This is a genomic window from Methylomonas sp. HW2-6 (genome assembly GCF_052474525.1).
In genome coordinates this window covers 1,726,908-1,749,960 of record NZ_CP184124.1, presented here as the reverse complement: position 1 = coordinate 1,749,960, position 23,053 = coordinate 1,726,908, and the positions used below count along the sequence as shown (strand labels likewise).

Sequence of the window (23,053 nt, the reverse complement as noted above, 5' to 3'; positions counted from 1 at the left end):
GGAGGGCCGATACGGGAGCAAAAGCAAGCAAATATTTAGAATATCTACCTGCGAATCTCCGCCAAATGGAGAAACTTTTAAAACCTTTCGAGCTTGGCGCGACTTTCCAGCAACATGTTGCTGGAAAGCGCCGCGATACCGAACAGCATGGTTGAAATTATAAATTGCCCGAAAATAAAACTCAGTATGCCGGAGAAAGAAACCAAGCCAACAAACACGTCTTTTTTAAATTCATTCATTGCGACCACCCTACGATAAATTAATATGCAAACACGTCCGACCCAAAACGCTGTTAAATCCATTCTCGCCACCTCAAGCGGCAACGTGAGTTAAGTAAAATCCAAAACTTCAGTTACTGCCAGCACCGATCTTCCGTTATTTAATACATTTCGCATATTTCAACCAAAAAACCATAGGCTTCCGCACAAAAAACCGGATTTCCGAGACATAGGCCGAATAATAAAAAACCGACTTCAGATTGAATTTAAATATGTGGCGCTCATCACGAAAGCCACATCGCGCGGTGGCACTTGAATATTTCAGCTGAGAGCGGATCGGTCAGTCTTGAGGCTGGCGCCCACGCGCAATAGGCGCAGCAAAACCAACGCCATCCGAAACTTTATTTGGGGGAAGAAGAGCGGGATTTGAAAGGTAAAGAGATCTCCCGCCTGCGCCGTCTGATACTTTCGTCCTTGAACCGGAGGTTCAAGTGGAAACCGATTCCCGCCAATCAGGCTTCCTGAACGAACAGGCATGCACACCATGACGGGTAAAAAGCTTCCGGGGCAAATGCAGGTTCAGGAAACACCCAGTACTGCTCGAACGCTGCAGGAGATTGGACTTGTAGTTTACCGGATTTACGGGTTTTCCAAAACGTTTTCTATTTTGATGCGCAAATCTGCCAAGCGATTCGCCATATCGCTGTCGCCGGTGGGCTTATGGGCTTCCGCAGCCCAATCGTGAGCCAGATTCAACGCCGCCAGCACGGCAATACGGTCGGCCCCGCTGACTTTACCGGTATCGCGGATCTTGCGCATTTGCTTGTCGAGCTCGCGAGCGGAACTAATCAACGAATCTCTCTCGTCCGGCGCACAGGCGATCTTGTATTCCTTGTCCAGAATATTCAACGAGACGGGGTGAACGGCTTTACTCATGAGTCGTGTTCCATCGCTTTCAGGCGAGCGATCATCGCTTCGACTCGGGCTTTGGCCAGCGTGGTTTTTTCCAGCAATTTGGCTTTCTCCTTAACCAAGGCATCCTGTTTGACTTTCAACGACTTGTTCTCATTTTTGACTTGATTGAACTGAGCGATCAGCACATCCAGTTTATTTTCCAGCGCTTCGAGTTCGGTAGACGGATCTTTATCGAGTTGAGACATAGTCAGAAGTATGGGCTGATATGACGTTATAATCCTCACGTTCGGCTAGGAATGTTAGCATAAGCCAGGTATTTGAACAGCTCCTTGACAGGAAACACGTATCCAATGACATACAGCGCGATCAGCGAAATTCTGCAACAACACGACGCGGACGTCGGCGCCGCGGAGGCACACGGCGTCGCTACCGGCATGCTCTGCGTCGAAATTAAAGCCGACGTGGAAAACTGGCTCCGGGAATTGTTTGCCGAGATTGAACAATTGATTGAGGGAGACAAGAACCTGCTGTGCGGCGTCTTCGAACAAACCCGCACTTTACTGGAAAATCAAAACGACGAGTTCGCGTTCGACTTGCTGCTGCCGGACGAGGACGAGGCATTGGCGGAACAGATCGAAGCCCTGCGCTGTTGGTGCCAGGGATTTCTGTTCGGCGTAGGCTACGCCCAAACCGACGCCGACTGGCCGGGCGACACGGCAGAGGTGATGCGGGACATGATCGAACTGACTAAAATCGACAGCGACCTTGGCGAAGAAGACGACGAAAACGCGCTAATCGAAATCCGCGAATACGTGCGCGCTGCCGTATTTACCGTACGCGACCAGTTCGCCGAACAACACCCGCTACAAACTCACTAAGCCGCCGCCCCGATGAAACAAAGCGAATTCAAAAAGCGCCGCGCCAGCCTGATGAAACAAATCGGCAAAGGCAATATCGCCATCATTGCCAGCGCCCCCCACCGCACCCGCAACCGCGACGTGCATTACCCATTCCGCCAGGATAGCGACTTTTACTACCTGACCGGCTTCAACGAAGCCGAATCGATGGCCGTGTTTATTCCCGGCCGCGAACAAGGCGAATACATCCTGTTCTGCCGCGAATTCGACGAGAAAAAGGCCTTGTGGGAAGGCGCCCATGCCGGTTTGGAAGGTGCCACCAAACATTACGAAGCCGACGATTCGTTTCCGATCGACGATCTGGACGACATCCTGCCCGGCATGCTGGAAAACAAGAGCAAGGTGTTCTACCCGATGGGCAAGGACAGCGATCTCGACCACAAGCTGATGGAATGGATCAACAACATCCGCAAGCAATCCCGTTCCGGTATCACGGCGCCGGGCGAATTGGTGTCGCTGGAACACATCCTGCACGAGATGCGGCTGTTCAAAAGCGCCGAGGAATTGAAATTGATGCGCCGCGCCGCCGAAGTCTCGGCCAAGGCCCATGTTCGGGCCATGCGGGCCTGCAAGCCGGGTTTATACGAATACCAGATCGAAGCAGAACTGATGCACGAATTTGTGCAAGATGGCTTGCGCGCAGTGGCCTACCCGTCCATCGTCGCCGGCGGCAGAAACGCCTGCGTGCTGCATTACACCGAAAATAACGACAAACTCAACAAAGGCGACCTGTTGCTGATCGACGCCGGCGTCGAATGCGACCATTACGCCGCCGACATCACCCGCACCTTCCCGGTGTCCGGCAAATTCAGCGAGCCGCAACGCTTGTTGTACCAACTGGTGCTGGACGCCCAAGCCGCGGCTTTGGCCGAGATCAAACCCGGCAATCCGTGGAACAAGGCCCACGACGCTTCGGTGGAAACTTTGACCAGGGGTTTGGTGGAACTGGGCCTGCTCAAAGGCAGGGTGAAAAAACTGATCAAAGACGAAAAGTACAAACAGTTCTACATGCACCGCATCGGCCACTGGCTGGGGATGGACGTGCATGACGTCGGCGATTATAAAATCAAAGACGAATGGCGCCTGCTCGAACCCGGCATGGTGTTGACCGTCGAGCCGGGCCTCTACGTCGCCGCCGACTGCGAAACGGTGGATAAACAATGGCGCGGCATCGGCATCCGCATTGAGGACGACGTGCTGGTCACCAAGGACGGTCATGAGATATTGACCGGCGGAGTACCGAAGTCGATAGACGCCATCGAAGCGCTAATGACGGGCTAGACAATGCAACACGACTTCGATCTGATCATCGTCGGCGCCGGTTTGGCCGGCAACTGCCTGGCTCTGGCCCTGAAGCGCAGCGGATTGAAGATCGCGTTGGTCGAAGCCGCCAGCCGCGAGCAGTTGCGAAATTCGCCGGCCGGCGACCGCGCCTTGGCCCTCGCGGCCGGCACCGTCGAATTGTTGAACGCCTTGGGGGCCTGGCGCGGCGTAGCCGACAAAGCCACTCCGATCAAACACATCCACGTTTCCGACCGCGGTCATTTCGGCAAAACCCGGCTATCGGCCGAAACCGAGGGCGTCGATGCCCTGGGTTATGTGATCGTCGCCCGCGACATCGAACAGCACATGGCCGACTTGGCCGAGAAAACCGATACCGTTTGCCTGCACCAGACCCGGGTCGCCGGATTGATGTCGGGCCGCGATGCGGTCAACGTCAGCTTGAAGCAGCACGACGGCAGTTCGCTGAACGTCAGCGCACAATTACTGGTCGGCGCCGACGGTGGCAATTCCACGGTACGCAAACTGTTGGAAATTCCGCAGCAAGTCACCGAATACGGCCAGACCGCGCTGGTCACCACCGTGCATTCGGCGCTGCCACACCGCAACACCGCCTTCGAACGTTTCACCGAGTTCGGCCCGCTGGCCTTGTTGCCGGTAGCCGGCAAGCAATCGGCCGTCGTCTGGACCCGCAGCCACGAGCAAGCCGAAACTCTGCTCAATGCCAACGACCGCGAATTTCTTGCCGAACTGCAGGATTGCTTCGGCTATCGGCTGGGCGAACTGAAATTGGCCGCGCCGCGCCGGGCGTTTCCGCTCAGCCTGATTCGGGCCGAGAGCATGGTCTCTGGCCGTACCGTGATCATCGGCAACGCCGTTCACCAACTGCATCCGGTGGCCGGACAAGGGTTTAACCTGGGCATCCGCGATGTGGCTTTGCTGGCGGAAATGCTGACCGAGCAACACCAGCATAACCGCGATATCGGCGATGCCCGCATGCTGAAAAACTACAGCCGGCAGCGCCAGCAAGACCACGGCAGAACCATCGGCTTCACCGACAACTTGGTCAAGATCTTCTCCAACGGCAACCTGCCGCTGGCCGCAGTCCGCAACGCCGGCCTGACCTTATTGGACCACCTGCCCTTCGCCAAGCAAATGCTGGCCCGCCACGCGATGGGCTTGGCCGACCGGCTGCCGAAAATCGGCGACCGCGAGTAAGCCGCCAACCGCCGGCATCAGCCGGTAACGCTCAACCAGATCGATATCGCGAGACACACGCCAGTCAACAACGCGGCAAAAACCCGCGCGCGCGGCCGCGGACTGGCGGCGGTCCAAACCAGCAGGGTCCAATACGCCGCGGCCGGCAACAGGAAACTCAACAAAATCATCGCCAGCGCCCGTTCCGCGGCACAGGCCTCGTTACAAATTCCGGTCCAATAGCGCCACAAACCAACGCCCAAGCCGACCGCCAAACCGGCACCGGCCAAGCGAGATAGAAAGCGCAAACTCACGGTACCTCCCAAAACAGAATCTTTTGCGACTTACTCAAATCGGAAAAACCCGGTCCGGACGCCACCCCCAAACCGAAGCGCAACACGGTCACCACCGTCCCTTGAAACCCGGACGCCGTCAGCCGGCTACCGTTCCACAGATCGATATGGTCGCCGGAAGGCGTTTTTTCGCCGGGGCGCAACCAATAATTCTGAAAATAGACGATACCGGTCTTACCCTTGATTTTGGTTTGCCAATCCTGACCGGTGACATCGGCAACCCGGCTTTGCAGCACCTTAACCGAAGCCGTCTGCAGCCAGTCCGCCATTTCCTGCGCCCGAATCGCCAACCGGTTACCGCCAACGCTGACCGTAGCCCCGGTAAAGCCATCCAGCTTGGCACCGGCCGCATACAATGCCGCGCTGACTTTAATCGCGCATTGGTTTTCATACCCCACAGGCACGTTGCCGTTGCCGTCGCGGTAAGGCGCTTCGTCCGGATAGCCGGCCCACAACCGGGCAAAACTGATGGGCTTCGCCGCCATGCCGACCGCTCCCGAGAAGGCACCGACCGGCCCCGGCCGCGGCGATACCGCCCGACAACTGGTACCTTGGTCTATGGTTTCGTTTCCTCTGCTGTTACAGACGGGGCCAGGGCGTTGTCCGGGCATGACGGCTTCCTCCAAACGACGAGAAGTTTATCCTGAGAACGGCCGACGAATCGCTTGGCCGGCGAGAGCCCGGATTACAGCACGTCTGCTGCGCCGCGTCATCCGCTAAAACCAGGCCGGCATTTGGCCGCCGCCACGCCTGTCAAGCAAACCCCACAATTACCGGTATAATGAATCTTCCGTTGTAATCCTTTAGCTGTATATGAGTAATGTTTTTCTGGTCGCCTGCGCCTTGCTGCTGGTGTTGTTGAACGGCTTTTTCGTGGCCGTGGAATTCAGTCTGGTAAAGTTGCGGCAGACCCGAATCAAAGCCATCGAACAAAACGAAGGCTGGCGCGGCCGGATTCTGGCCAAAGTTCACAAACAACTCGACGCCTATTTATCGGCCTGTCAGCTCGGCATCACGCTGGCCTCTCTGGGCCTGGGCTGGATCGGCGAGCCGGCCTTCGCCGATTTACTGATACCCTTGTTCGATCAGTTGCAAATCACTTCGCCCGAATTAATCCACAATATTTCTTTCGCCTTTGCCTTCTGCACCATCTCGTTCCTGCATATCGTGGTCGGCGAACAAGCCCCCAAATCGCTGGCGATTCGCAATCCGGAGGGCATCGGTCTGTGGAGCGCGGGGCCGCTGTATGCGCTGTACTGGTTGATGTATCCGGCCATCTGGCTGCTGAACGGTAGCGCCACCCTGGTCTTGCGCTTGAGCGGGCTGTGCGAGGGCCACCACCACGACAGCCATTACTCCACCGATGAACTGAAACTCATCCTGCGTTCCACCCGATCGGCCGAGAATTTTACCGGCGAAGAATATAAGGTGTTAGCCAAAACCCTGGATTTCGGCAAACTGGAAGTCTCTGACTTGATGCGGCCGATCCACGAAATCACCGCACTGCAACGCGGCCAGTCGCCGCAGGAAATGCTGGAAATCGTTTCCAGCAGTTGCTACAGCCGCTTTCCGTACTTCGACAGCAACGGAATGGATGCGTTAGGCATCATCCACCTGAAGGATTTGTTTCTGGCCCAGCAAAAAGGCGATCCGCTGCACGACCTGGAAGCCTACCTGCGCCCGATTCTACATATTTCCGCGCACATGCCGGCATTGGAACTATTCCGCCGCTTTACCCAAGGCTCCCCCCACTTTGCGGTCATCGGCCAGAAAGGCCAAAAACCGTTGGGCTTCATCACCCTGGACAATCTGCTGTCGGCGATAGTCGGTGAGATCCGCGACGAATTCTGCCAATCGGAAAGCGACTGGACCCGGCAGGATGACGGCAGCCTGTTAGGCAAGGGCAGCCTGCCGATCTTCTCCTTGGAGCGCATTCTCGGCGTCGACATCGAAAACGAAGAATTGGACCTGGACGATGTCGATTCCGTCGGCGGCATGATTCTGGCGCAATTGCGCGACATACCCGATGTCGGCGAACGTATCGCTTTCAACGATTTCGAAATCGTGGTCAAGGAAATGCAAGGCCCGCGCATCGAATGGGTGGAAGTGCATCCGAAACCGTAATCCCCTGTCCAGCGCCTAAATGCCGCCAAGTTAAAGCGCGCGTCCGACACTACTCGCCGGAACCAAGCCAATTCGCCGTTGCTGTCCCTGGTCAACACCGGCAACTAGAGGTTGCAATATGGACTGGACACAAATTCTCGATATTCTGAACGCAATCACACCGGCCGAACGCCGCCAATGGCGAGTGGCGACGGCCGGCGTGGCGGCAACGGTAGCCATCCTGCTCTGGCTGGAAAGCCGGGTTTTTGGCCGCCGCGGCCGAGCCGGCAGTTGGCTGGCAGTGCGGATCGCGTCGCTGATTGCCGCACCGCTCACCTTTGCCGTTCTGGTATTGCCGGCCCAAGCGGTCAGCGGCATGGAAGGCCTTGCCGTATTCTATCTCTCGCTGTTCACGGCGGCGCCGTTGCTCTGGTTCGGTTGCCACATCGTTTGCGGCAGCCTGGTAAGCCCCGGTTTTTCCCGAAACGAAAGTATCGCGCTGGGTTTCAGCGGCTTGGCGATTCTAGCCGTGCCGTTGACGGCCTATTTCGCGGCGCAAAACCCATTGCACGCCGCCGCCCGGCAGATCGGTTTGCGCCGGGAATTGCCGCCGGACAACCCACCGCTGCCGTATCGCGTAGAGCCGGTCACGCCCTATACGATGCCCGGTGCCGGCCTGATATACACCCAATCGCTACGGGCAGAACCCGGCATCCGCTTGCAACGCGTCGAGCAACGTCTCGGCGGATACTGGCCCGCATACGATGTCGAGCACCCCAATTACTGCACACAGGGCAACGACGTTCATCTGATGTGGTCGGCGCAAGAGCCGCCGCCGTATTTGCGGCTATCGTGGCTGCAGTCCGACGCTAGGACAGCCACAACCGAATTCACGCCCGACATGGCGAGCGCGGATAAATCCACTCCTCAGTTCTTCAGCGCAAATTTTCGCGAGGCCGGCTTGGACCCGGTCGCACCGATTCCGCGCGTGCGCATGCACTTGATTCTGCTGCAAGAAGGCTTGCAGGACTATACCGAGATGCTTGGCAATCCGCCCGAAGCCGGCGAACAAAGGACAACGGATTGTGTGGCAGCCGGTTTCGAGCGTTGGCGCCACAGCGACGGCCGGCGGATTCGAGCCGCTGGCATAGCGTTCTACCTGCCGTCCGGCGGCTTACCATTACGAGGCTTATTGGTGCCTGGCGACTCGCAGCCGACGCAGTAACGCACTTCCGCAAATACGCATTTGCGCCAACCGCGCCGGCTATTCAGCCGGCCGCAAACTGGACTCGAGCACTGCTGCGGAATTGCTCGGCATTTTCGGCGAATCGGAGTACGATGCCAGACAGCCCCGGACTGCACGTCGGGCCTTTCCAGGCTGACCGCCGATACCGGAGTGGATCCCGATGATGAAGTACTACGATCGCAGCCGGAGCATCTGCGAATGGGAACGGCTGGACGAATGGCGGGACAAAATCCGCAGCAGCCTCGCCGGCGGCGAAACAAGCCGGATTTCGCCGTTTCATTTGTTATCTCTGACCGGATTCACTGCTGCCGAACAGCGCCAATGTGCCGATGTCTGGATGTCCGATCGCTTGGCCGCCAGCTCGGCGGAACGGGCAAATTTAGAGTTCATTTTCGACCGCTTGCCGCGCGGCAAAATTCGCCTGGGTTACCTATCCGCCGACTTTCAGGAACACGCCACCGCCTACCTGCTGGCCGAAACGCTGGAAGCCCACGATCGCGACCGTTTCGAACTTTACGCCTATTCCTACGGCGCCGCCGACGACGGCACTATGCGCCAGCGCCTGGAACGCTGTTTCGACCGTTTCATCGATCTTGGGGAATTGTCCATCGCCGCCTGCGCCAAAGCAATTTACGCGGACCGGATCGACATTCTGATCGACTTAAAAGGTTATACCCGCGGCACCCGCACCGAAATTCTGACCTACCGTCCAGCGCCGATTCAGGTGAATTATTTGGGTTATCCGGGCACGATGGGCGGCGATTTCTGCGATTACATCATTACCGATAATTATGTAACGCCACCTGCCAGCGCCGGCGATTACAGCGAAGCGTTCGCTTGCATGCCCGGCAGCTATCAACCGCACGGCTGCGATGTGGCGATCGGCCAACCGAGCAGCCGAGCCGAACAGGGTCTACCCGCCGACGGTTTCGTGTTTTGTTGCTTTAACCAGGCTTACAAAATCATGCCCGAGACCTTCGATATTTGGTGCCGGCTGCTATACAACACTCCCGGCAGTGTGCTGTGGCTGCTGAAAAACTCGCAGGCTAAAGGCCGGCTCCGTAACGAAGCCTATCAGCGCGGCATATCGCCGGAGCGGCTGATTTTTGCCGACGAGGCGCCGCAGCCCGAGCATTTGGCGCGCTTGAGTCTGGCCGATCTGGTGTTGGATACGGCGCCTTACAACGCCCATACCACGGCCAGCGACGCCTTGTGGGTCGGCGTACCGCTGGTGACGTTTACCGGCGACACTTTCGCGTCTCGGGTGGCGGGCAGCCTACTGCGGGCGGTGGATCTGGAAGAGTTGATCGCCGAAGATGCGGATGCCTATTATGCGTTGGCACTGGCACTCAGCAGCAATCCGCAACGCCTGGCCGAAATCAGACAGCAACTGCAGCAAAACCGTTTATCGGTCGCCTTATTCGACAATGCGGCGTACACACTGGACCTGGAAGCGTTGTATCAAGCCATGTGGGACAGGCATTTGGCCGGCCAATTGCCGGCGGCGATAGGTCGAACTGATTAACCGCACACAATCGAGGCTGCAGCACCAGCCAACACGCGCCCCATTCGCGGAGCGACGGTAATCCCCGCTACCCTTGCCAGAGCCGGATTTGAACCGGCTTTGACCTCCGGATATAGCAAATTCAGATATTTTCCCGACGTTTGCAGTAAAATTGCCGGCTGCCTTGCTGGGCTAAAAATTCGGAGAATCGAGTTAAGCGCGTCCGATTAAAACGACATAGCGAACCAGAGTCGTTATTCGCTTCCAGACCAGACCCGGCCAGGCAATTGGCTCAGTTGTGTTTCGTAAGTTATCCACCACTCCGCATCAACGCTACCAGCGCGTTCAGGGCACTCAACCCCGATTACGTTTTGGCACCGACGCAGGGACAGTGTCGACGGCGAATCTGATCACTGGGATTTTCCGCCGCTAGTGTACCCACGAGGTTCTTTTGAGTTTATCCAGTTACCGCAACGTCGACCGCGAACAGCTTGCGCACGATATCAAACAACTTTACCGACAAGCCCAGGACGATCTGGGGCCTGAAGATTACCGCCACATGCAGCGGATGGAGCGCTGGGGCCAAGCCTGTTCGCTGCTCGGCTACGCTACGGCCTGGATCGCACCGAACCCGCTGTCGGCACTGTTGATCAGCCAGGGCAGTTTTGCCCGCTGGACCCAGGTGGCGCATCCGATCCAGCATCGCGGCTACGACAAAATCAAGCAGGCTAAGCCGCGCTACCAAAGCAAAGGCTTTGCCAAAGGTTGGCGCCGGTTTCTGGATTGGCCGGACTGGATGACGCCGGCCGGCTGGCACCACGAACACGACGTGCTGCACCATTACCGTTTGGGCGAGACTGCCGACCCCAATAACGCCCAGCACAATATGCAATGGCTGCGCCAATCCGGCTTGCCGATGTGGTTGCGTTACGTGATTGTGGCGCTGTTCTCCGGCGTCTGGAAGCTGAGCTATTACACACCGCGTACCCACAAGGAATTGCGCCTGGAACAGGCCCGCCATCAGCACCAACCGGCACCGCAAATGACCCGGCTCGGCGCCTGGAGCCTGTTCACCCCGCAAGGCCGCGGCCTGTGGCTACAAAGCATTTTGCCTTACGCGGCATATCGTTTCCTGTTGCTGCCGGCGCTGTTCCTGCCGCTCGGCACGGTGGCCGCCACCAGCGTATTGTTGAATTCCATCCTGGCGGAAATTTTCACCAACATGCATACCTTTCTGGTGATGATCCCCAACCACGCCGGCGACGACGTGATGGGCTTCGACGAAAAAGCACACAGCAAAGGCGAATTTTATCTGCGGCAAATCCTGGGTTCGGTCAACTACCCGACCGGGTCCAACGCCAACGACTTTTTATACGGCTGGCTGAACTACCAGATCGAGCACCACCTGTGGCCGGATTTGCCGTTGAGTCAATACCAAAAGCTGCAACCCCAGGTCAAAGCCCTCTGCGCCCACCACGGCATCCCTTATTGCCAGGATTCGGTATTCAAACGCCTGCTAAAGGCGGTGGACATCATGGTCGGCAAGACCTCGATGCTGAAGCCGACGCTGGCACAGGCTTGACCTGAGCCCAGAACAAACCCGCAGTACGTGCCATCTAAGTTTTCATCCGCGGATCGTGGGCGAGAAACTCCAGGAATGCGCGCACTTTGAAAGACAGATTTTTTCGTGAGGGGTAGACACCATAGATGCTAACTTGGCGATCCATACTGGAGGAAAGTACCGTCGTTAAGCGGCCAGCGCGAATATCCTCTTCGGCGAGCCAGGTGGGCAACACCGAGATGCCCATTCCCTGGAGAGTCGCGTAGCGCAACAAGGACTCATCGGTACTGGATAAAACCGGAGTTATTTTAACGGAGGGAAACCCCAAATTACCCAAATCGGTTGGGAGAAGGGAATACCATAACATGTCATGAGCGACCAATTCCGCCGCTGTTGTCGGGGTTCCCGCACGTCGCAGATAATCTGGACTCGCCAGCATGTTGAAGGTTACCGAGCCGACCGGTCTGGCGATCAGGGTGTCGCCTAGTGATTGCGAAACCCGCAATGCAAGGTCGACACCTTCTTCCACCAGATTAACGAACCGCCCCGATATATCCAGATCGAAGCGCACCTCCGGATATTGCTTACGAAAATCGGCCAGAATGCCGACGAAAGTGGCGTTGGCAAACCACACCGGTGCGCTGAGGTGAAGTAAGCCTTTCGGAACAAATTTCGATTGAGTGATACTGGCCTCCACCTCTTCTAGCCCATCCAGCAGGTGACGACATTGCTCAAAATAAAGCCTGCCATCATCGGTAAGACTTAAGCTACGACTCGTCCGATTTAACAATCGGGTACCTAAATGACGCTCCAAAGCCATTACGTGCTTGCTCGCCATTGCCGGGGAAATCTGCATTCGATCCGCCGCTGCGACGAAGCTCCGGCATTCGACGACGTTTAGAAACACTTGAATGCTGGTAAGTCTGTCCATTAATTGTTTCCTCAGGAGAAAGACAAGATCAATTATATGGGGAATGATCCAATGAAAGGAAAGCCTTAGACTACGACCTCCCAATTTTTGCAGAGAACATTGCTATGAATACAACCGTCATTCCCCAACCCGCCGGCAAACTGATGAACGTAACGCTATGGGGTGCGCAAGTTCTGCTGGCACTGGTGTATATCGCTGCCGGATCAATGAAAGTTACCCAACCGATTGCCGAACTCGCAGTGTCCATTCCGTGGACAGGCGTTACCCCGGAAAGCTTTGTGCGTGTGATTGGGCTGATAGACTTGGCGGGCGGGATCGGCATCCTTGTCCCGGCGCTGACCCGTATAAAGCCCGGCTTAACCGTCTGGGCCGCTACCGGCTGTTCCACTTTACAGATTTGCGCGATGTTATTTCACTTGTCGCGTGGTGAGTTTGCCGTGTTGCCGATCAACCTGGTTTTATTAAGTCTGTCGCTGTTCGTGCTGTGGGGGCGGAAAAACGAGTACACGATTCGGGGCCGAATCTAACACCGAGACATCCAAGCCAAACGAAATGCCCAATGGGCTGGTGCGATAAACAAAGCTCTATCCCGCGGTAACGCGTGGCACCGATACCCAAAAGCACCATCGGCAAGGATCATTCCTGCTCCCGGCCTGCGCCGAATGAGCGAATGCCGCCAATCCCTTGTATAACGGGTAGCAGCCAACTGTAAGACTTGTCGCCAGCAGTTGGTGCGCGCCGGCGGCGCTGCCACTGGGATTGGCCACGCATTCAAAGCGATTGCCCAGTTGTTCGAGTGCGAAGGCCGTAAGTCGCAATTGCTAGGTTGACAATAGGCGTAGCCCTATTGCCCAATATGTTTTAACAAATCGCACCCGGCGACCGTATGCCTACCATTTTGGCGGAAGTCGCCCGGTTCTATATTACTGCTCGCGCAGAATCTCGTCAGGTTGTAAGTCGCGGCGCTTATGAATCACCGCGAGCACTTCGATATGGGTAGTTTTGATCTCGTAAAGAATGCGGTAAGAATAGAGCGAAAGTTCACGCACAGCCTCGTTGCTTAATTCTGGCACTATAAGTCCAAGACGGCAGTTTATCCAAGCCAATCGTTTTACTAACCAGCGCAGCCACCCGCTTGGCATAAAGCGGCGAATCCTGCGCAATATAGTCGTGAATATGACGAAGCTGGGCCGATGCGTGATCGGTCCACTTTACCAGGCCTGAATATCTCTTAGTACCTGTTCGGCGGGTAGGGCTCTGCCCTGTTCAGCGTCCATTTGGCCGCGCCGAATGCTTTCCAGCACATAGAGCCGGTACATAATTTCCTCCATGTCGGCGGTATCAGGTAAACGCTGAATGATGGCGAGGGCTTCTTGTTTAGCGGTGTTTAGCTGCATGGTGAACGTCTCCTTTAGTCGCTGATGGCATTCTAGGCTTGTCTGACATTGGTTAGTGTCAAGCTAGTAGTTTCACCTTGGAGCACTATTTTACAGACAGGACGCGGTGACCACCATTGTTGAAAACCGGTCTCGTTATACTTGCTCTACAACACCGCCAATCCGCTGGATAAAGTGGTGGTCGCCACCATTTGTAGCGCCGCCGACACCGAGAAAGCCTCGGCGACCAAGGGCTTCAGCCATACAATGGCCTGTAACAGATGATCTGTTGCCTTGGATTCCAACCGGGTTTTGCCTGCGCCAATTAATATTTCGGCTCAGGCAAATTCAATCCCAAAAGCGAAGGGCGCTTATTTTCCGGCGGAACTCGGCCGAACGGGCTTCGCTTCCGCAGGAGCAGCGGGGGCAGCAGCGGCAATCGAGCCGAAGGCGATTTTATTACCGATCAATTTTTCCACTTGCCGTAACGCACTGCGTTCGTCGGCGGCAACCAGGGACACGGCAAGCCCGCTCCGCCCGGCCCGGCCGGTGCGGCCGATGCGGTGCACGTAGTCGGCGGAGGAACGCGGCAGCTCGAAATTGACCACGTGCGGCAGTTTGGCGATATCGATGCCGCGTGCCGCCACATCGGTCGCGACCAACACCCGGATGTCGCCGGTTTTGAAGTCGGCCAAGGCGCTGGTACGGGCGCCCTGGCTTTTATTGCCGTGGATCGCCTTGGCGCTGATTTGGGCCGCGTTCAATTTCTCGGTCAGGCGGTTGGCATTGTGTTTGGTGCTGGTAAAAACCAACACTTGCCGCCAGTCGTTGCTTTTAATCAAATGCGCCAGCACCCCGGCTTTAGCCGGTTTTTCCACGGCATAGGCAATTTGTTCGACGCTGTCGGCCGCGGCGTTTTCGGCGGCGATTTCGACTTGGGCCGGATTGCGCAGCAGCGTTTGCGCCAATCGGCGAATGTCGGCGGAAAAGGTGGCGGAGAACAGCAGGTTCTGCCGGTTTTTCGGCAGCAAGGCCAAAATTTTGTTGATGTCGCGGATGAAGCCCATGTCCAGCATGCGGTCCGCTTCGTCCAGCACCAGCATTTCAACTTGATTCAGTTTGACGGCATTCTGGCCGACCAAATCGAGCAGGCGTCCCGGCGTCGCGGTCAGGATATCAACGCCGCCGCGCAAACGCAGCATCTGCGGATTGATTTTGACGCCACCGAACACGACATCGGATTTCAAGCGCGGCTGTTGATGAACGCCGTACTTGGCGACCGATTCGGCCACTTGCGCCGCTAATTCGCGGGTTGGCGTCAGTATCAGCGCCCTGACCGGCCGATTGCGGCTGGCGCCGGGATTGGTCGCCAAACGCTGCAGAATCGGCAAGGTGAAGCTGGCGGTTTTGCCGGTGCCGGTTTGGGCGGCGGCGAGCAAGTCGCGACCCGAAAGCACCAGCGGGATTGCTTGTTGTTGAATCGGCGTCGCCGCGCTGTAACCGGCTTCGCGGACGGCGCGGATTAAAGGCTCGGCCAAGCCGAGATTGGAAAATGGCATGAATAATTCTCGATGTGCGGGAGTGAAATCCCGTGAAAAAAAGGAATCCCTAACCGGAGCATCCGGTCAGCGAAAAGGGTAAGACACCGAAACATCGGTGTCTGATTGAAGTCGTATCAGGGTGTGATCGCGGTTAACGGCGTCTGCCTTGTTTGCCGCCGGCACTTTCGAAACCGACTCTGAGCATATTGCCGCCGAATTGAAAACCGCTCAGTTTGGCTATCGCCGCTCTGGCTTCATGGCCTTCCATCCCGATGTAACCGAAGCCGCGGCATTTGCCGCTGAACATATCGATGACGAGTTCGATGGAATGCACCTTGCCGAATTCGGAGAACAGGGCCGTGACAGTGGATTCGGTCGCGTCGCTAGGCAGATTGCCGACAAATATTCTTTTCAAAATGAGTCCTGAGTTGGGGGATCAGTATGCGGCTGCTGCTTTGGGCAGAGCGCGTAACGGAGGCGGGATTGGCGAACTTTCCAGACCATTGGCGCGGCACTGGAAAATCAAAACGTTGAGGCAACAAAGCCAGCGATATCGCTTTAACTCGGTTGATTCGTTGTCCGTGCGGATTGGTTCGGTATTGAATACAGGTTGCCGCGTAAGCTACCGGCAACCTGCAGAGCCATCGATTAAATGACTTTTACGTTTTCAGCTTGAAGGCCTTTAGGGCCACGGCCGATGCTGAATTCGACCTTTTGGTTTTCTTCCAGAGTTTTGTAACCGCCGGAGTTGATGATGTTTTTGAAATGAACGAAAACGTCGGGGCCGGATTGTTGCTCGATAAAGCCGAAGCCTTTATCGGAATTGAACCATTTTACGGTGCCAGTCGTGATTGTAGACATGAGTAAGTCCTTGATAAATGTGAAATACTGCCTAGATGGCAGGTGTAGCCGGTAAAATTGGAACTTACTTTATGAAATCAGAGCGAGTTGCGACTTCGGTGGAAGCGGCATCGAAATGGTAATCAGCAGGGTAAATCTTAATTTTGGAGCTGGCTGGAGTATGGATGCCTAACCGGCGCGAGTCAAGCAGTATTTTCCCGATCGGCCGAATACCCCGCCCCTTATCGCGCGTGGCCTCTCAGATCGAAACCTTCGAACGATGGGCCTTGCCAACCAAGCCCGCGTCGAATCGAGCGCTAGTCAACGGCTGCGCAGACCCGATTGCGCCCGCTTTCCTTGGCTCGGTAAAGCGCCTGATCGGCCCGATTCAGCAGCGCATCGACGCTGTCGTCTCCGCCGGTTAAGGCGGCCGCACCGATCGAAACGGTAAAACTCAGCGGCTTGCCGCCATCGTGCGGGACTTGCGCAGTGCCGAGCACCTCTTTCAGCCGCTCAGCCGCCTCGACCGCGCTTCCCTTATCGGTTTGCGGCAACAGGATCGCGAACTCCTCGCCGCCCAGCCGGCCGATGATGTCCGCTTCGCGCAAGGTCTCCCGGCAAACGTCCGCCAATTTTTTCAATACTGCGTCTCCGGCGCGGTGGCCGTGAATATCGTTGACTTGTTTGAAGAAATCCACATCCATCATCAACATCGTCAACGGGTTGCCGTAACGCAACGCGCTGGCGAGTTCCTGCTCGGCCTGTTCCAAGAAATACCCGCGGCTACTGATACCGGTCAAATAGTCGGTACGCGCCTGCCGGGTCAGCTCCGCCTCCAGCCTTTTGCGTTCGGTGATATCGGAATGGGTGCCGCTCATCCGAACCGGTTTGCCGGCCACATCGCGCTGCATGACTTTGGCTTGGTCCAAAACCCAAAGAATACTGCCGTCCTTGTGCAGCATACGGTATTCCAGCTTGTGCGACGGCGACCGACCTTCGATCACATCGCGAATTGACTGCCACGCCGCCGCCCGGTCGTCCGGATGCACGAAATCGCTCCATTGTTGGGTGGTATGGCGGATTTCCTCGTGACTGTATCCCAACATTTCCGCCCAACGGGAATTACGGATTACTTCGCCGGTGCTGATATTCCAATCCCAATAGCCCAATTCGGCGCCTTCCAACACAAATCTGAGCTGCTCCTCGCTGCTGCGTAAACTGTCCTCGTCGCCCTTCCGCTGAGTAACGTCACGAATAATGCTGAGTGCATGCCAGTTATTCTGCAATTTGATCGCCGACACCGACAGCTCTATCGGAAACTCGTCCCCGTTTTTTCTGAGCGACATGGTTTGCAGGGTTTTACCGATCATGATGCCCTGGCCGGTGCTTTCGAAGGTCCGGTAACCGGCATGCGCGAGCTCGCGCATCGGTAACGGCACGATCAACTCATGCAGGTTTCGGCCCAGCGCTTCGGTTTCGGTGTAACCGAAAATTCTTTCCGCCGCCAGATTCCAGTGCACCACCTCGGCGTTCCTGCCGATGATGACAATCGCATCCTGCGCCGCAGAACTAATCAAGCGGAACTTTTCCATGCTTTCCGCCAGTTCCGCGCTTTTGTTCTGCAACTCCGTGGTACGTTGCCGCACCAATTCTTCAAGGTGATCCCGATGGTGTTGCAATTCGTCGGTAAGCAATTGCAGTTTGCCGACCACGCGTTTGATATGGCTGGCAAACGGTTGAAAAATCAACCCCGCTTCGAGCACGAGCAAGGCTAAAGTCAGCAGCCAAACCGCCGTTTCGGTGGCTTCGATGCGCCTGACATTGGCCTCGCCCTCTGCCTGATATTGCTTGACCATTCCGTCCAGCGCCGACACCAGCGTGGTTGGCGCGGTACGCGTGATCTGCAACAGCAACGGGTGGTTTGTCGTCAACGCGTCGTCGCTTAGTTCCAGCAACTGCCGAACCGCGGCGACGTAACGGTTCACCTGAGCGTCGACGCCGTCGGCACCGGCAAAATACATGGCCTCTACCGTCGGCGAATGGTTGGCGGGCAACCCCATGGCGGGATCGCCAAGCGTCAGCGCCCGGTGCGAACGCTCCATCAAATCCACAGCGTCCTGCAAACTGGCCCGGATGGCCGGCCGGCCGGCCGGCGGCGTCATTACCAACAAATTGGCAAACAATGCAGTACGCTGACTGAGCATACGCTGGCGGCCGCTGACATTAACGATCGCGGCCGTGCTTTGCTGCTCTGCAATCACCAAGCGCAAACTGAACCAGGCGGCGGTAGACGACGCAGCAACCAACAGCAACGCCACGGCGTAGCGCCTGATCAAGGCGCGGGCAATGGCACGATTTTGCGCGATGTTAGCTTCCTTAAACGGCTCTCCGGTCATCAGTACGGTCTCCGCTACTTAGATCTCCAGTTTAGCGAATTTAAGCATGTACCGGTTGGTTTAAAAGACATTCCGGTAATGAAAAACGAGGCAAATACCGACAGTCATGCAGCACCAGACGCCGGCATTCTTCCGATCCTTACGAGCCGCGGCTGGTTGCCATGAAACTTTTATGAAAAGTGGGAAGCTGTCAGCGGAAACGCCAATAATTCCTCGGCCGGCATGGGCTTGGCATACAGATAGCCTTGCACGAAGTCGCAACCGGCCGCCGCCAGAAGATCACGCTGCCCCACTGTCTCCACTCCTTCGGCAATGGTTTTTAAACCCAACTTGTGTGCCATCACGACAATCGCTTCGGCGATCGCACGATCGTTGGAATCGCTTTCCAGGTCGCGCACAAACGAACGATCGATCTTTAGGTAGTCGATGGGGAATCTTTTTAAGTAAGCCATCGCCGAATAGCCGGTGCCGAAGTCGTCTAACGCCACCTGCATGCCGACCTGACCCAGATGTTTGATGATTTGCAGGATGTCGGGACGATCGTCCAGCAATAAGCCCTCGGTGATTTCGATGACGATGTGTGCCGGCGTGAGCCCGGTTTGCGCCAAATCAGCCAGCCAAGACACGTAAAAGTCACCCTTGATAAATTGGCGCGGCGACAAATTGACGCTAATTTGCCGGATGAGCCGACTGTCGGCGTTCCAACGCCGGGCGGTTTCCACGGCCTGACGAAAGACCCAATCGCCGATGTCGTGGATCAGCCCGTTTTCTTCGGCAATCGAGATGAATTGGTCGGGCGGCACCATGCCGCGTTGCGGATGCCGCCAACGCAGAAGCGCTTCGGCCTTGACGATTTGGCCGCTGGCAATGTCGACAATCGGTTGATAGTGAACTTGCAATTGGCTTTTGACCCAGGCCTCCCGTAAATCACTAGCAAGTTGCAAGCGGTTTTGCGCTTGTTGCTGCATGGCGGGCGTGAAAAAGCTAAAACCGTTGCGCCCCTGTTGTTTGACGGCATACATGGCCTGGTCGGCGCAACCGACCAAGCTGTCGGCATTGACTGTATCGAAAGGATAAGCGGCAATCCCGATGCTGGCGGAAATATACACGGTGTGTATATCCAAGCTGAATGGCTTGCTAATGTCGCCGACGATGTTTTGCGCGATTCGACCGAGGTGCGACATGTCATCCACCCGCGGTAAGATGACAATGAATTCGTCCCCGCCCAGCCGAGCGACAGTATCGGTTTCGCGAACAGAGGCACGAATCCGCTGGGCGGCTTCGACTAATAACAGATCGCCGATTTCGTGACCCAGCGTGTCGTTGACTTCCTTGAAACGATCCAAATCGATAAATAGCAGAGCCAGGCTCTCGCCGCCACGGGCGGCTTTGCCGATTTCTTCGTGCAAGCGGTCGCGAAACATGCGCCGGTTGGGCAATCCGGTCAAAGTGTCGTAGCTGGCCTGATGTTGCATCTGTTCTTCGATGCGCTTGCGCTCGATAGCGATAGCGCTCAAATGACTGGCATAGCGCAGTCGTCCCAGGTTCAATTCATTCGGCTCGCCGGGTTGGCCGCGATACAGGGTGATGACGCCCAATTGCTGGCCGGAAGAGCCGATAATCGGATCCGACCAACTGGAGACCATTCCGGTTGCCGCGGCAAACGCGCGACACTTTTCGGAAGCCGTGGCCAAGCGCATATCCTCTATGATCAAAGGCTCGGCCCGATCGAATACCATGGCACAGCCGCAACCCGGCTCGCCCACTGCCACGCCTTGCCCATGCACGGGGCAGGGAATGGAAAACGACGGCGCCACCCCCTGAATCAAACGCTTGCCAGTTTGATCCAGCAATTGAATCCGACAACGACAACCGGGACAGGCAGACTCGACATAGAGTGCGATTTGGGTGAGTATCTCGCACAGGTCACCGCTTTGAGCCATGCGCTCGAACACCCGTCGACGTTCAATATCCAACAGTTGCTCTCGTCGATGTTTGGTCATGTCGAAACCCAACACCAGCAAACCGCGTATTTCCCCGTTTGCATTACACTCCGGCGAGATACGCACCAGATGGCTGTACAAGACCTCCTGCTTATTGCGCCATTCCAACGTCACATCTTCACGTTTGCCGGACGACAACACCCGCCGCAACAAGGCGATGTAATCATCGACCGTCACATTGGTCGCCCGCCAGAATGCGGTTACATGCGAACCCAGGATGTCTGCTTCCGGTAGATCGACAGCTTCCACGAAAGCCGGATTGACGTAGGTGTGGTGCAAGCTCCAGTCCAGACGCAGCACGTAGGTCGGCAAGTTTTCGATCAGTGTGCGAAATTCTTGTTGGCGTTCGGCCAGTGCAGACTCCATCTGCTTGCGTTCGCTGATGTTACGGACCATCGCCATGTTGTAGCCTTGGCCGTCGGCTTCGAAATAGTTGGCGACCACCTCGACCGGAAACATCCGCCCGTCCTTGGTCTGGTGGCAGGACTCAAAGGTCAAGGAGCCGTTCTCCCGCAGCTCGCGCCAATGTTCGGGCCAGATCGCATGCTGGTAGTTGGGGTCGATATCCGGGACGCTCAAGCCCAACATTTCGTCTTTGCTATAACCCAGTGCTTGGCAGGCGTGCGCATTGACGTATCGGATGCGGGCATGGGCGTCGATCAGACAAACCGATTCCTCGACCCGATCGATGGCATAGTGCAGGCGAGCCAGCTCTTGCTCGTGTCGTTTGCGCTCGGTGATGTCCAGGATGGTACCCACCAGGAACTGTTGGCCACGCTCGTCGTTGCAGCGGGTTTTCTTGATGATGATGGTATGGGCGGTGCCTGCACGGTCGGTAAACGTCACCTCGCTGACATTCTCCTCGCCGCTGGCGAACACCGCATCGTCATTAATCCGGAATACGGTGGCCTCTTGCGCGGAAAAAAAATCGCAATCGCGCTGCCCCAATAAGGTGTCCATCGGCTGGCCGATGAACTCGCAAAAAGCCTGGTTGAGCCTGACCCAGCGATGCTCACGGTCTTTGACGAACACCGGGTCGGCGATCGTTTCGATCACCCTGTCGAGAAATTGGTGGGACTCATTGAGCAGGCGTTCCGACTGCTCGCGTTCCAGCTCAGCTGCCGCACGGGTCGCCACCAGTTGCAACAAGGCGGTCACACCGGCGAGGTCGTGCATCGGCTTGCCGTCCATCACGGCAATCAAACCGACCGCCTGGCCCGAGGAATCCAGCAGCGGTAGACCGACATAGCTCTCGACATCCATTTCAACCAGCAATCCATCTTCCGGGAACAGGCGCCGTATCTGCTCCGTGTAACAACACAACGCGCCGCCCTCGATCACGTTGGCGCAAGGCGTCCCTTTTAAGTCGTATTGGGTATTGGGCAACATAGCCCCCTTAGCGTACATCGCTACGGTTTCGGCAGTCCCCGAGCCTTTCAGCAACCGGTTGACGACTACATAATCCATTGCCAGCGTCTCGCCCAAGTAACGGGCAAGTGCCGACAAAAACGATTCGCCGTCGGCCTGCCAACGCCGTTGCGCAATGAATTGCAGGGTGTTCTCGATGTGCTTGCGTTCAGTGATATCGAGCGATGTGCCGATAAAGCGCACCGGCTTGCCGTCGGCATCGTAGTAAGGTTGACCGCGTTCGAGGATGTATTTGACGCGACCATCCGGGAACAACAAACGATGTTCGACTTCATAGTGCGTCCGTTGCACAATCGATGCGTTATACACCTGCACCACTCGCGCTCTGTCGTCGGGATGAACCGTGTCGACGAAGGATTCAAACGTTGCAGCGAACCGGGTCTTGTCGATTTCCCAGATGCGAAAGGTCTCGTCCGACCAGGTCAACACATCATTGACGATATCGACATCCCAACTGCCAATATGACCGATGCGTTGGGCTTCTTCCAGCGCCACTCGACTGGACTGCAAGGCTTGTTCGATCTGCTTGCGCTCGGTGATATCCAGCATGATGCCATGCCACTCGATCTCACCCTCGGGGCCCAGATCCGGGGCTGGGGCGGACTTGGCTTCGAGCCAGCGGATTCCCTTGGCGGGGTGAATGATACGAAACTCGATATGAAACAGCCCCCGCTGTTTCACCGAGTTGGCCAACGCGGCCTCGATCATTTCCCTGTCATCCGGATGGGCCATAGCATGCAACGGAGCCATGTCCTCGGCCACCTGCTCCGCTTGCAAACCATATAAATCGCATATGCCGCTACTCGCATAGGGAAAGCTGAAACGGCCATCCCGCGATAAGCGAAAGGTAAACACAAAGCCCGGCAGATGGGCCGCCATCCGCGAAAAACGCTGTTCCAATTCTAAGGCCAACGGCATCAATATTGCCTCTTCAACTCAGGTAACTCGGAACACCCGGCGCCCCGTCCGGCCCATCCGAATGTCGTCGAATCTGTTTGGGCTTAGAGCCCTGACCCGATCCAGCAATCGCACCCCCAATACCAACAAACTCTATTCAAAACCTACGCAACTTGGACGTGGCGTCAGAGGAAGTCAAGTCGGTCGGAAAATACAGACTCCATGGGACTGGTTCTCCGACAACCACGTGTCAGTTCGTAAAAAAACGGCAGGCAATTCCGGCGTCCGTCTTGCGCTTTGGTTTGAGGCAAACCGCTTTGTGTGATTCAGCTGAAGGCGGTTATCA

At 56.5% G+C, this 23,053-nt stretch carries 22 protein-coding genes and 1 other RNA gene; 8 read left to right on the top strand and 15 right to left on the bottom strand.

Annotated elements, in window-relative coordinates:
* Positions 1-77: 77 nt before the first annotated feature.
* From ACH518_RS09060 to ACH518_RS09045, 4 genes are all read right to left on the bottom strand, one after another.
* On the bottom strand, positions 78-302 hold the full coding sequence (locus ACH518_RS09060; RefSeq protein ID WP_445372647.1) for a hypothetical protein: 225 nt from the start codon (positions 300-302) through the stop codon (positions 78-80).
* Between the two features lie 355 nt (positions 303-657).
* A non-coding RNA gene (gene ssrS / locus ACH518_RS09055) (6S RNA) lies at positions 658-837 on the bottom strand.
* 20 nt (positions 838-857) lie between these two features.
* The gene (locus ACH518_RS09050; RefSeq protein ID WP_140913020.1) at positions 858-1,154 is read right to left on the bottom strand and encodes a cell division protein ZapA; all 297 of its coding nucleotides are present in this window, start codon (positions 1,152-1,154) and stop codon (positions 858-860) included.
* Positions 1,151-1,378: a TIGR02449 family protein gene (locus ACH518_RS09045; protein WP_445372646.1), complete on the bottom strand. Its 228-nt coding sequence runs from the start codon at positions 1,376-1,378 to the stop codon at positions 1,151-1,153. The genes ACH518_RS09050 and ACH518_RS09045 overlap by 4 nt, the downstream gene beginning before the upstream one ends.
* Before the next feature lie 105 nt (positions 1,379-1,483).
* Between ACH518_RS09045 and ACH518_RS09040 the strand changes: the two genes are divergently transcribed.
* Genes ACH518_RS09040 through ubiH form a run of 3 tightly spaced genes read left to right on the top strand, consistent with a single transcriptional unit; the run spans position 1,484 to position 4,549 of the window.
* Entirely contained in the window at positions 1,484-2,011 is a 528-nt protein-coding gene (locus tag ACH518_RS09040) for a UPF0149 family protein (protein WP_445372645.1), read from the top strand.
* A 12-nt stretch (positions 2,012-2,023) separates the two neighbouring features.
* Positions 2,024-3,331 carry a Xaa-Pro aminopeptidase gene (pepP, locus tag ACH518_RS09035; RefSeq protein WP_140913017.1) on the top strand — a complete coding sequence of 436 codons (1,308 nt, stop codon included), beginning with the start codon at positions 2,024-2,026 and terminating at the stop codon, positions 3,329-3,331.
* Between the two features lie 3 nt (positions 3,332-3,334).
* Positions 3,335-4,549 (top strand): 2-octaprenyl-6-methoxyphenyl hydroxylase, encoded by a 1,215-nt coding sequence (gene ubiH, locus ACH518_RS09030; RefSeq protein ID WP_445372644.1) that lies wholly within the window; start codon positions 3,335-3,337, stop codon positions 4,547-4,549.
* A gap of 17 nt (positions 4,550-4,566) precedes the next feature.
* Here the strand turns inward: ubiH and ACH518_RS09025 are convergent, their stop codons facing one another.
* Positions 4,567-4,842 carry a hypothetical protein gene (locus ACH518_RS09025; protein ID WP_445372643.1) on the bottom strand — a complete coding sequence of 92 codons (276 nt, stop codon included), beginning with the start codon at positions 4,840-4,842 and terminating at the stop codon, positions 4,567-4,569.
* A complete protein-coding gene (locus tag ACH518_RS09020) occupies positions 4,839-5,492 on the bottom strand; it encodes a type VI secretion system amidase effector protein Tae4 (RefSeq protein WP_278209312.1) in 654 nt (217 codons plus the stop codon). The genes ACH518_RS09025 and ACH518_RS09020 overlap by 4 nt, the downstream gene beginning before the upstream one ends.
* A gap of 202 nt (positions 5,493-5,694) precedes the next feature.
* Between ACH518_RS09020 and ACH518_RS09015 the strand changes: the two genes are divergently transcribed.
* The 4 genes from ACH518_RS09015 (at position 5,695) to ACH518_RS09000 (ending at position 11,316) form a co-directional block, all read left to right on the top strand.
* The gene (locus ACH518_RS09015; protein ID WP_140913013.1) at positions 5,695-7,005 is read left to right on the top strand and encodes a hemolysin family protein; all 1,311 of its coding nucleotides are present in this window, start codon (positions 5,695-5,697) and stop codon (positions 7,003-7,005) included.
* Between the two features lie 118 nt (positions 7,006-7,123).
* The gene (locus ACH518_RS09010; RefSeq protein WP_445372642.1) at positions 7,124-8,209 is read left to right on the top strand and encodes a hypothetical protein; all 1,086 of its coding nucleotides are present in this window, start codon (positions 7,124-7,126) and stop codon (positions 8,207-8,209) included.
* A 181-nt stretch (positions 8,210-8,390) separates the two neighbouring features.
* Entirely contained in the window at positions 8,391-9,755 is a 1,365-nt protein-coding gene (locus tag ACH518_RS09005) for an O-linked N-acetylglucosamine transferase, SPINDLY family protein (protein WP_445372641.1), read from the top strand.
* Positions 9,756-10,185: 430 nt separating this feature from the next.
* A complete protein-coding gene (locus ACH518_RS09000; protein WP_445372640.1) occupies positions 10,186-11,316 on the top strand; it encodes a fatty acid desaturase family protein in 1,131 nt (376 codons plus the stop codon).
* Positions 11,317-11,350: 34 nt separating this feature from the next.
* Here the strand turns inward: ACH518_RS09000 and ACH518_RS08995 are convergent, their stop codons facing one another.
* Positions 11,351-12,226, bottom strand: coding sequence for a LysR family transcriptional regulator (locus ACH518_RS08995; RefSeq protein ID WP_445372639.1), 876 nt, complete (start codon positions 12,224-12,226; stop codon positions 11,351-11,353).
* A gap of 104 nt (positions 12,227-12,330) precedes the next feature.
* Between ACH518_RS08995 and ACH518_RS08990 the strand changes: the two genes are divergently transcribed.
* A complete protein-coding gene (locus tag ACH518_RS08990; protein WP_140913009.1) occupies positions 12,331-12,753 on the top strand; it encodes a DoxX family protein in 423 nt (140 codons plus the stop codon).
* A 396-nt stretch (positions 12,754-13,149) separates the two neighbouring features.
* Here the strand turns inward: ACH518_RS08990 and ACH518_RS08985 are convergent, their stop codons facing one another.
* The 8 genes from ACH518_RS08985 to ACH518_RS08950 all read right to left on the bottom strand — a co-directional run bounded on the left by ACH518_RS08985 (position 13,150) and on the right by ACH518_RS08950 (position 22,728).
* The gene (locus tag ACH518_RS08985; protein ID WP_445372638.1) at positions 13,150-13,368 is read right to left on the bottom strand and encodes a type II toxin-antitoxin system RelE/ParE family toxin; all 219 of its coding nucleotides are present in this window, start codon (positions 13,366-13,368) and stop codon (positions 13,150-13,152) included.
* A 69-nt stretch (positions 13,369-13,437) separates the two neighbouring features.
* Positions 13,438-13,623 (bottom strand): hypothetical protein, encoded by a 186-nt coding sequence (locus tag ACH518_RS08980; RefSeq protein ID WP_140913007.1) that lies wholly within the window; start codon positions 13,621-13,623, stop codon positions 13,438-13,440.
* Between the two features lie 146 nt (positions 13,624-13,769).
* Positions 13,770-13,907, bottom strand: a complete 138-nt coding sequence (locus ACH518_RS08975) for a hypothetical protein (RefSeq protein ID WP_445372637.1) — start codon at positions 13,905-13,907, stop codon at positions 13,770-13,772.
* Positions 13,908-13,973: 66 nt separating this feature from the next.
* The gene (locus ACH518_RS08970; protein WP_445372636.1) at positions 13,974-15,161 is read right to left on the bottom strand and encodes a DEAD/DEAH box helicase; all 1,188 of its coding nucleotides are present in this window, start codon (positions 15,159-15,161) and stop codon (positions 13,974-13,976) included.
* Between the two features lie 133 nt (positions 15,162-15,294).
* The gene (locus ACH518_RS08965) at positions 15,295-15,558 is read right to left on the bottom strand and encodes an RNA recognition motif domain-containing protein (protein WP_445372635.1); all 264 of its coding nucleotides are present in this window, start codon (positions 15,556-15,558) and stop codon (positions 15,295-15,297) included.
* A gap of 233 nt (positions 15,559-15,791) precedes the next feature.
* Positions 15,792-16,004 carry a cold-shock protein gene (locus tag ACH518_RS08960; RefSeq protein ID WP_064022702.1) on the bottom strand — a complete coding sequence of 71 codons (213 nt, stop codon included), beginning with the start codon at positions 16,002-16,004 and terminating at the stop codon, positions 15,792-15,794.
* Between the two features lie 296 nt (positions 16,005-16,300).
* Positions 16,301-18,379: a diguanylate cyclase gene (locus ACH518_RS08955; RefSeq protein WP_445372634.1), complete on the bottom strand. Its 2,079-nt coding sequence runs from the start codon at positions 18,377-18,379 to the stop codon at positions 16,301-16,303.
* Positions 18,380-18,549: 170 nt separating this feature from the next.
* Positions 18,550-22,728, bottom strand: a complete 4,179-nt coding sequence (locus tag ACH518_RS08950) for an EAL domain-containing protein (RefSeq protein WP_445372633.1) — start codon at positions 22,726-22,728, stop codon at positions 18,550-18,552.
* Between the last annotated feature and the right edge of the window lie 325 nt (positions 22,729-23,053).

What these genes read in the sequence shown, in the direction of transcription:
- ACH518_RS09060 (WP_445372647.1), bottom strand. Translation starts at nt 302, where the DNA reads ATGGATTTAACAGCGTTTTGGGTCGGACGTGTTTGCATATTAATTTAT.
- ACH518_RS09050 (WP_140913020.1), bottom strand. Translation starts at nt 1,154, where the DNA reads ATGAGTAAAGCCGTTCACCCCGTCTCGTTGAATATTCTGGACAAGGAA.
- ACH518_RS09045 (WP_445372646.1), bottom strand. Translation starts at nt 1,378, where the DNA reads ATGTCTCAACTCGATAAAGATCCGTCTACCGAACTCGAAGCGCTGGAA.
- ACH518_RS09040 (WP_445372645.1), top strand. Translation starts at nt 1,484, where the DNA reads ATGACATACAGCGCGATCAGCGAAATTCTGCAACAACACGACGCGGAC.
- pepP (WP_140913017.1), top strand. Translation starts at nt 2,024, where the DNA reads ATGAAACAAAGCGAATTCAAAAAGCGCCGCGCCAGCCTGATGAAACAA.
- ubiH (WP_445372644.1), top strand. Translation starts at nt 3,335, where the DNA reads ATGCAACACGACTTCGATCTGATCATCGTCGGCGCCGGTTTGGCCGGC.
- ACH518_RS09020 (WP_278209312.1), bottom strand. Translation starts at nt 5,492, where the DNA reads ATGCCCGGACAACGCCCTGGCCCCGTCTGTAACAGCAGAGGAAACGAA.
- ACH518_RS09015 (WP_140913013.1), top strand. Translation starts at nt 5,695, where the DNA reads ATGAGTAATGTTTTTCTGGTCGCCTGCGCCTTGCTGCTGGTGTTGTTG.
- ACH518_RS09010 (WP_445372642.1), top strand. Translation starts at nt 7,124, where the DNA reads ATGGACTGGACACAAATTCTCGATATTCTGAACGCAATCACACCGGCC.
- ACH518_RS09005 (WP_445372641.1), top strand. Translation starts at nt 8,391, where the DNA reads ATGATGAAGTACTACGATCGCAGCCGGAGCATCTGCGAATGGGAACGG.
- ACH518_RS08995 (WP_445372639.1), bottom strand. Translation starts at nt 12,226, where the DNA reads ATGGACAGACTTACCAGCATTCAAGTGTTTCTAAACGTCGTCGAATGC.
- ACH518_RS08990 (WP_140913009.1), top strand. Translation starts at nt 12,331, where the DNA reads ATGAATACAACCGTCATTCCCCAACCCGCCGGCAAACTGATGAACGTA.
- ACH518_RS08985 (WP_445372638.1), bottom strand. Translation starts at nt 13,368, where the DNA reads ATGCCAAGCGGGTGGCTGCGCTGGTTAGTAAAACGATTGGCTTGGATA.
- ACH518_RS08980 (WP_140913007.1), bottom strand. Translation starts at nt 13,623, where the DNA reads ATGCAGCTAAACACCGCTAAACAAGAAGCCCTCGCCATCATTCAGCGT.
- ACH518_RS08970 (WP_445372636.1), bottom strand. Translation starts at nt 15,161, where the DNA reads ATGCCATTTTCCAATCTCGGCTTGGCCGAGCCTTTAATCCGCGCCGTC.
- ACH518_RS08960 (WP_064022702.1), bottom strand. Translation starts at nt 16,004, where the DNA reads ATGTCTACAATCACGACTGGCACCGTAAAATGGTTCAATTCCGATAAA.
- ACH518_RS08955 (WP_445372634.1), bottom strand. Translation starts at nt 18,379, where the DNA reads ATGACCGGAGAGCCGTTTAAGGAAGCTAACATCGCGCAAAATCGTGCC.
- ACH518_RS08950 (WP_445372633.1), bottom strand. Translation starts at nt 22,728, where the DNA reads ATGCCGTTGGCCTTAGAATTGGAACAGCGTTTTTCGCGGATGGCGGCC.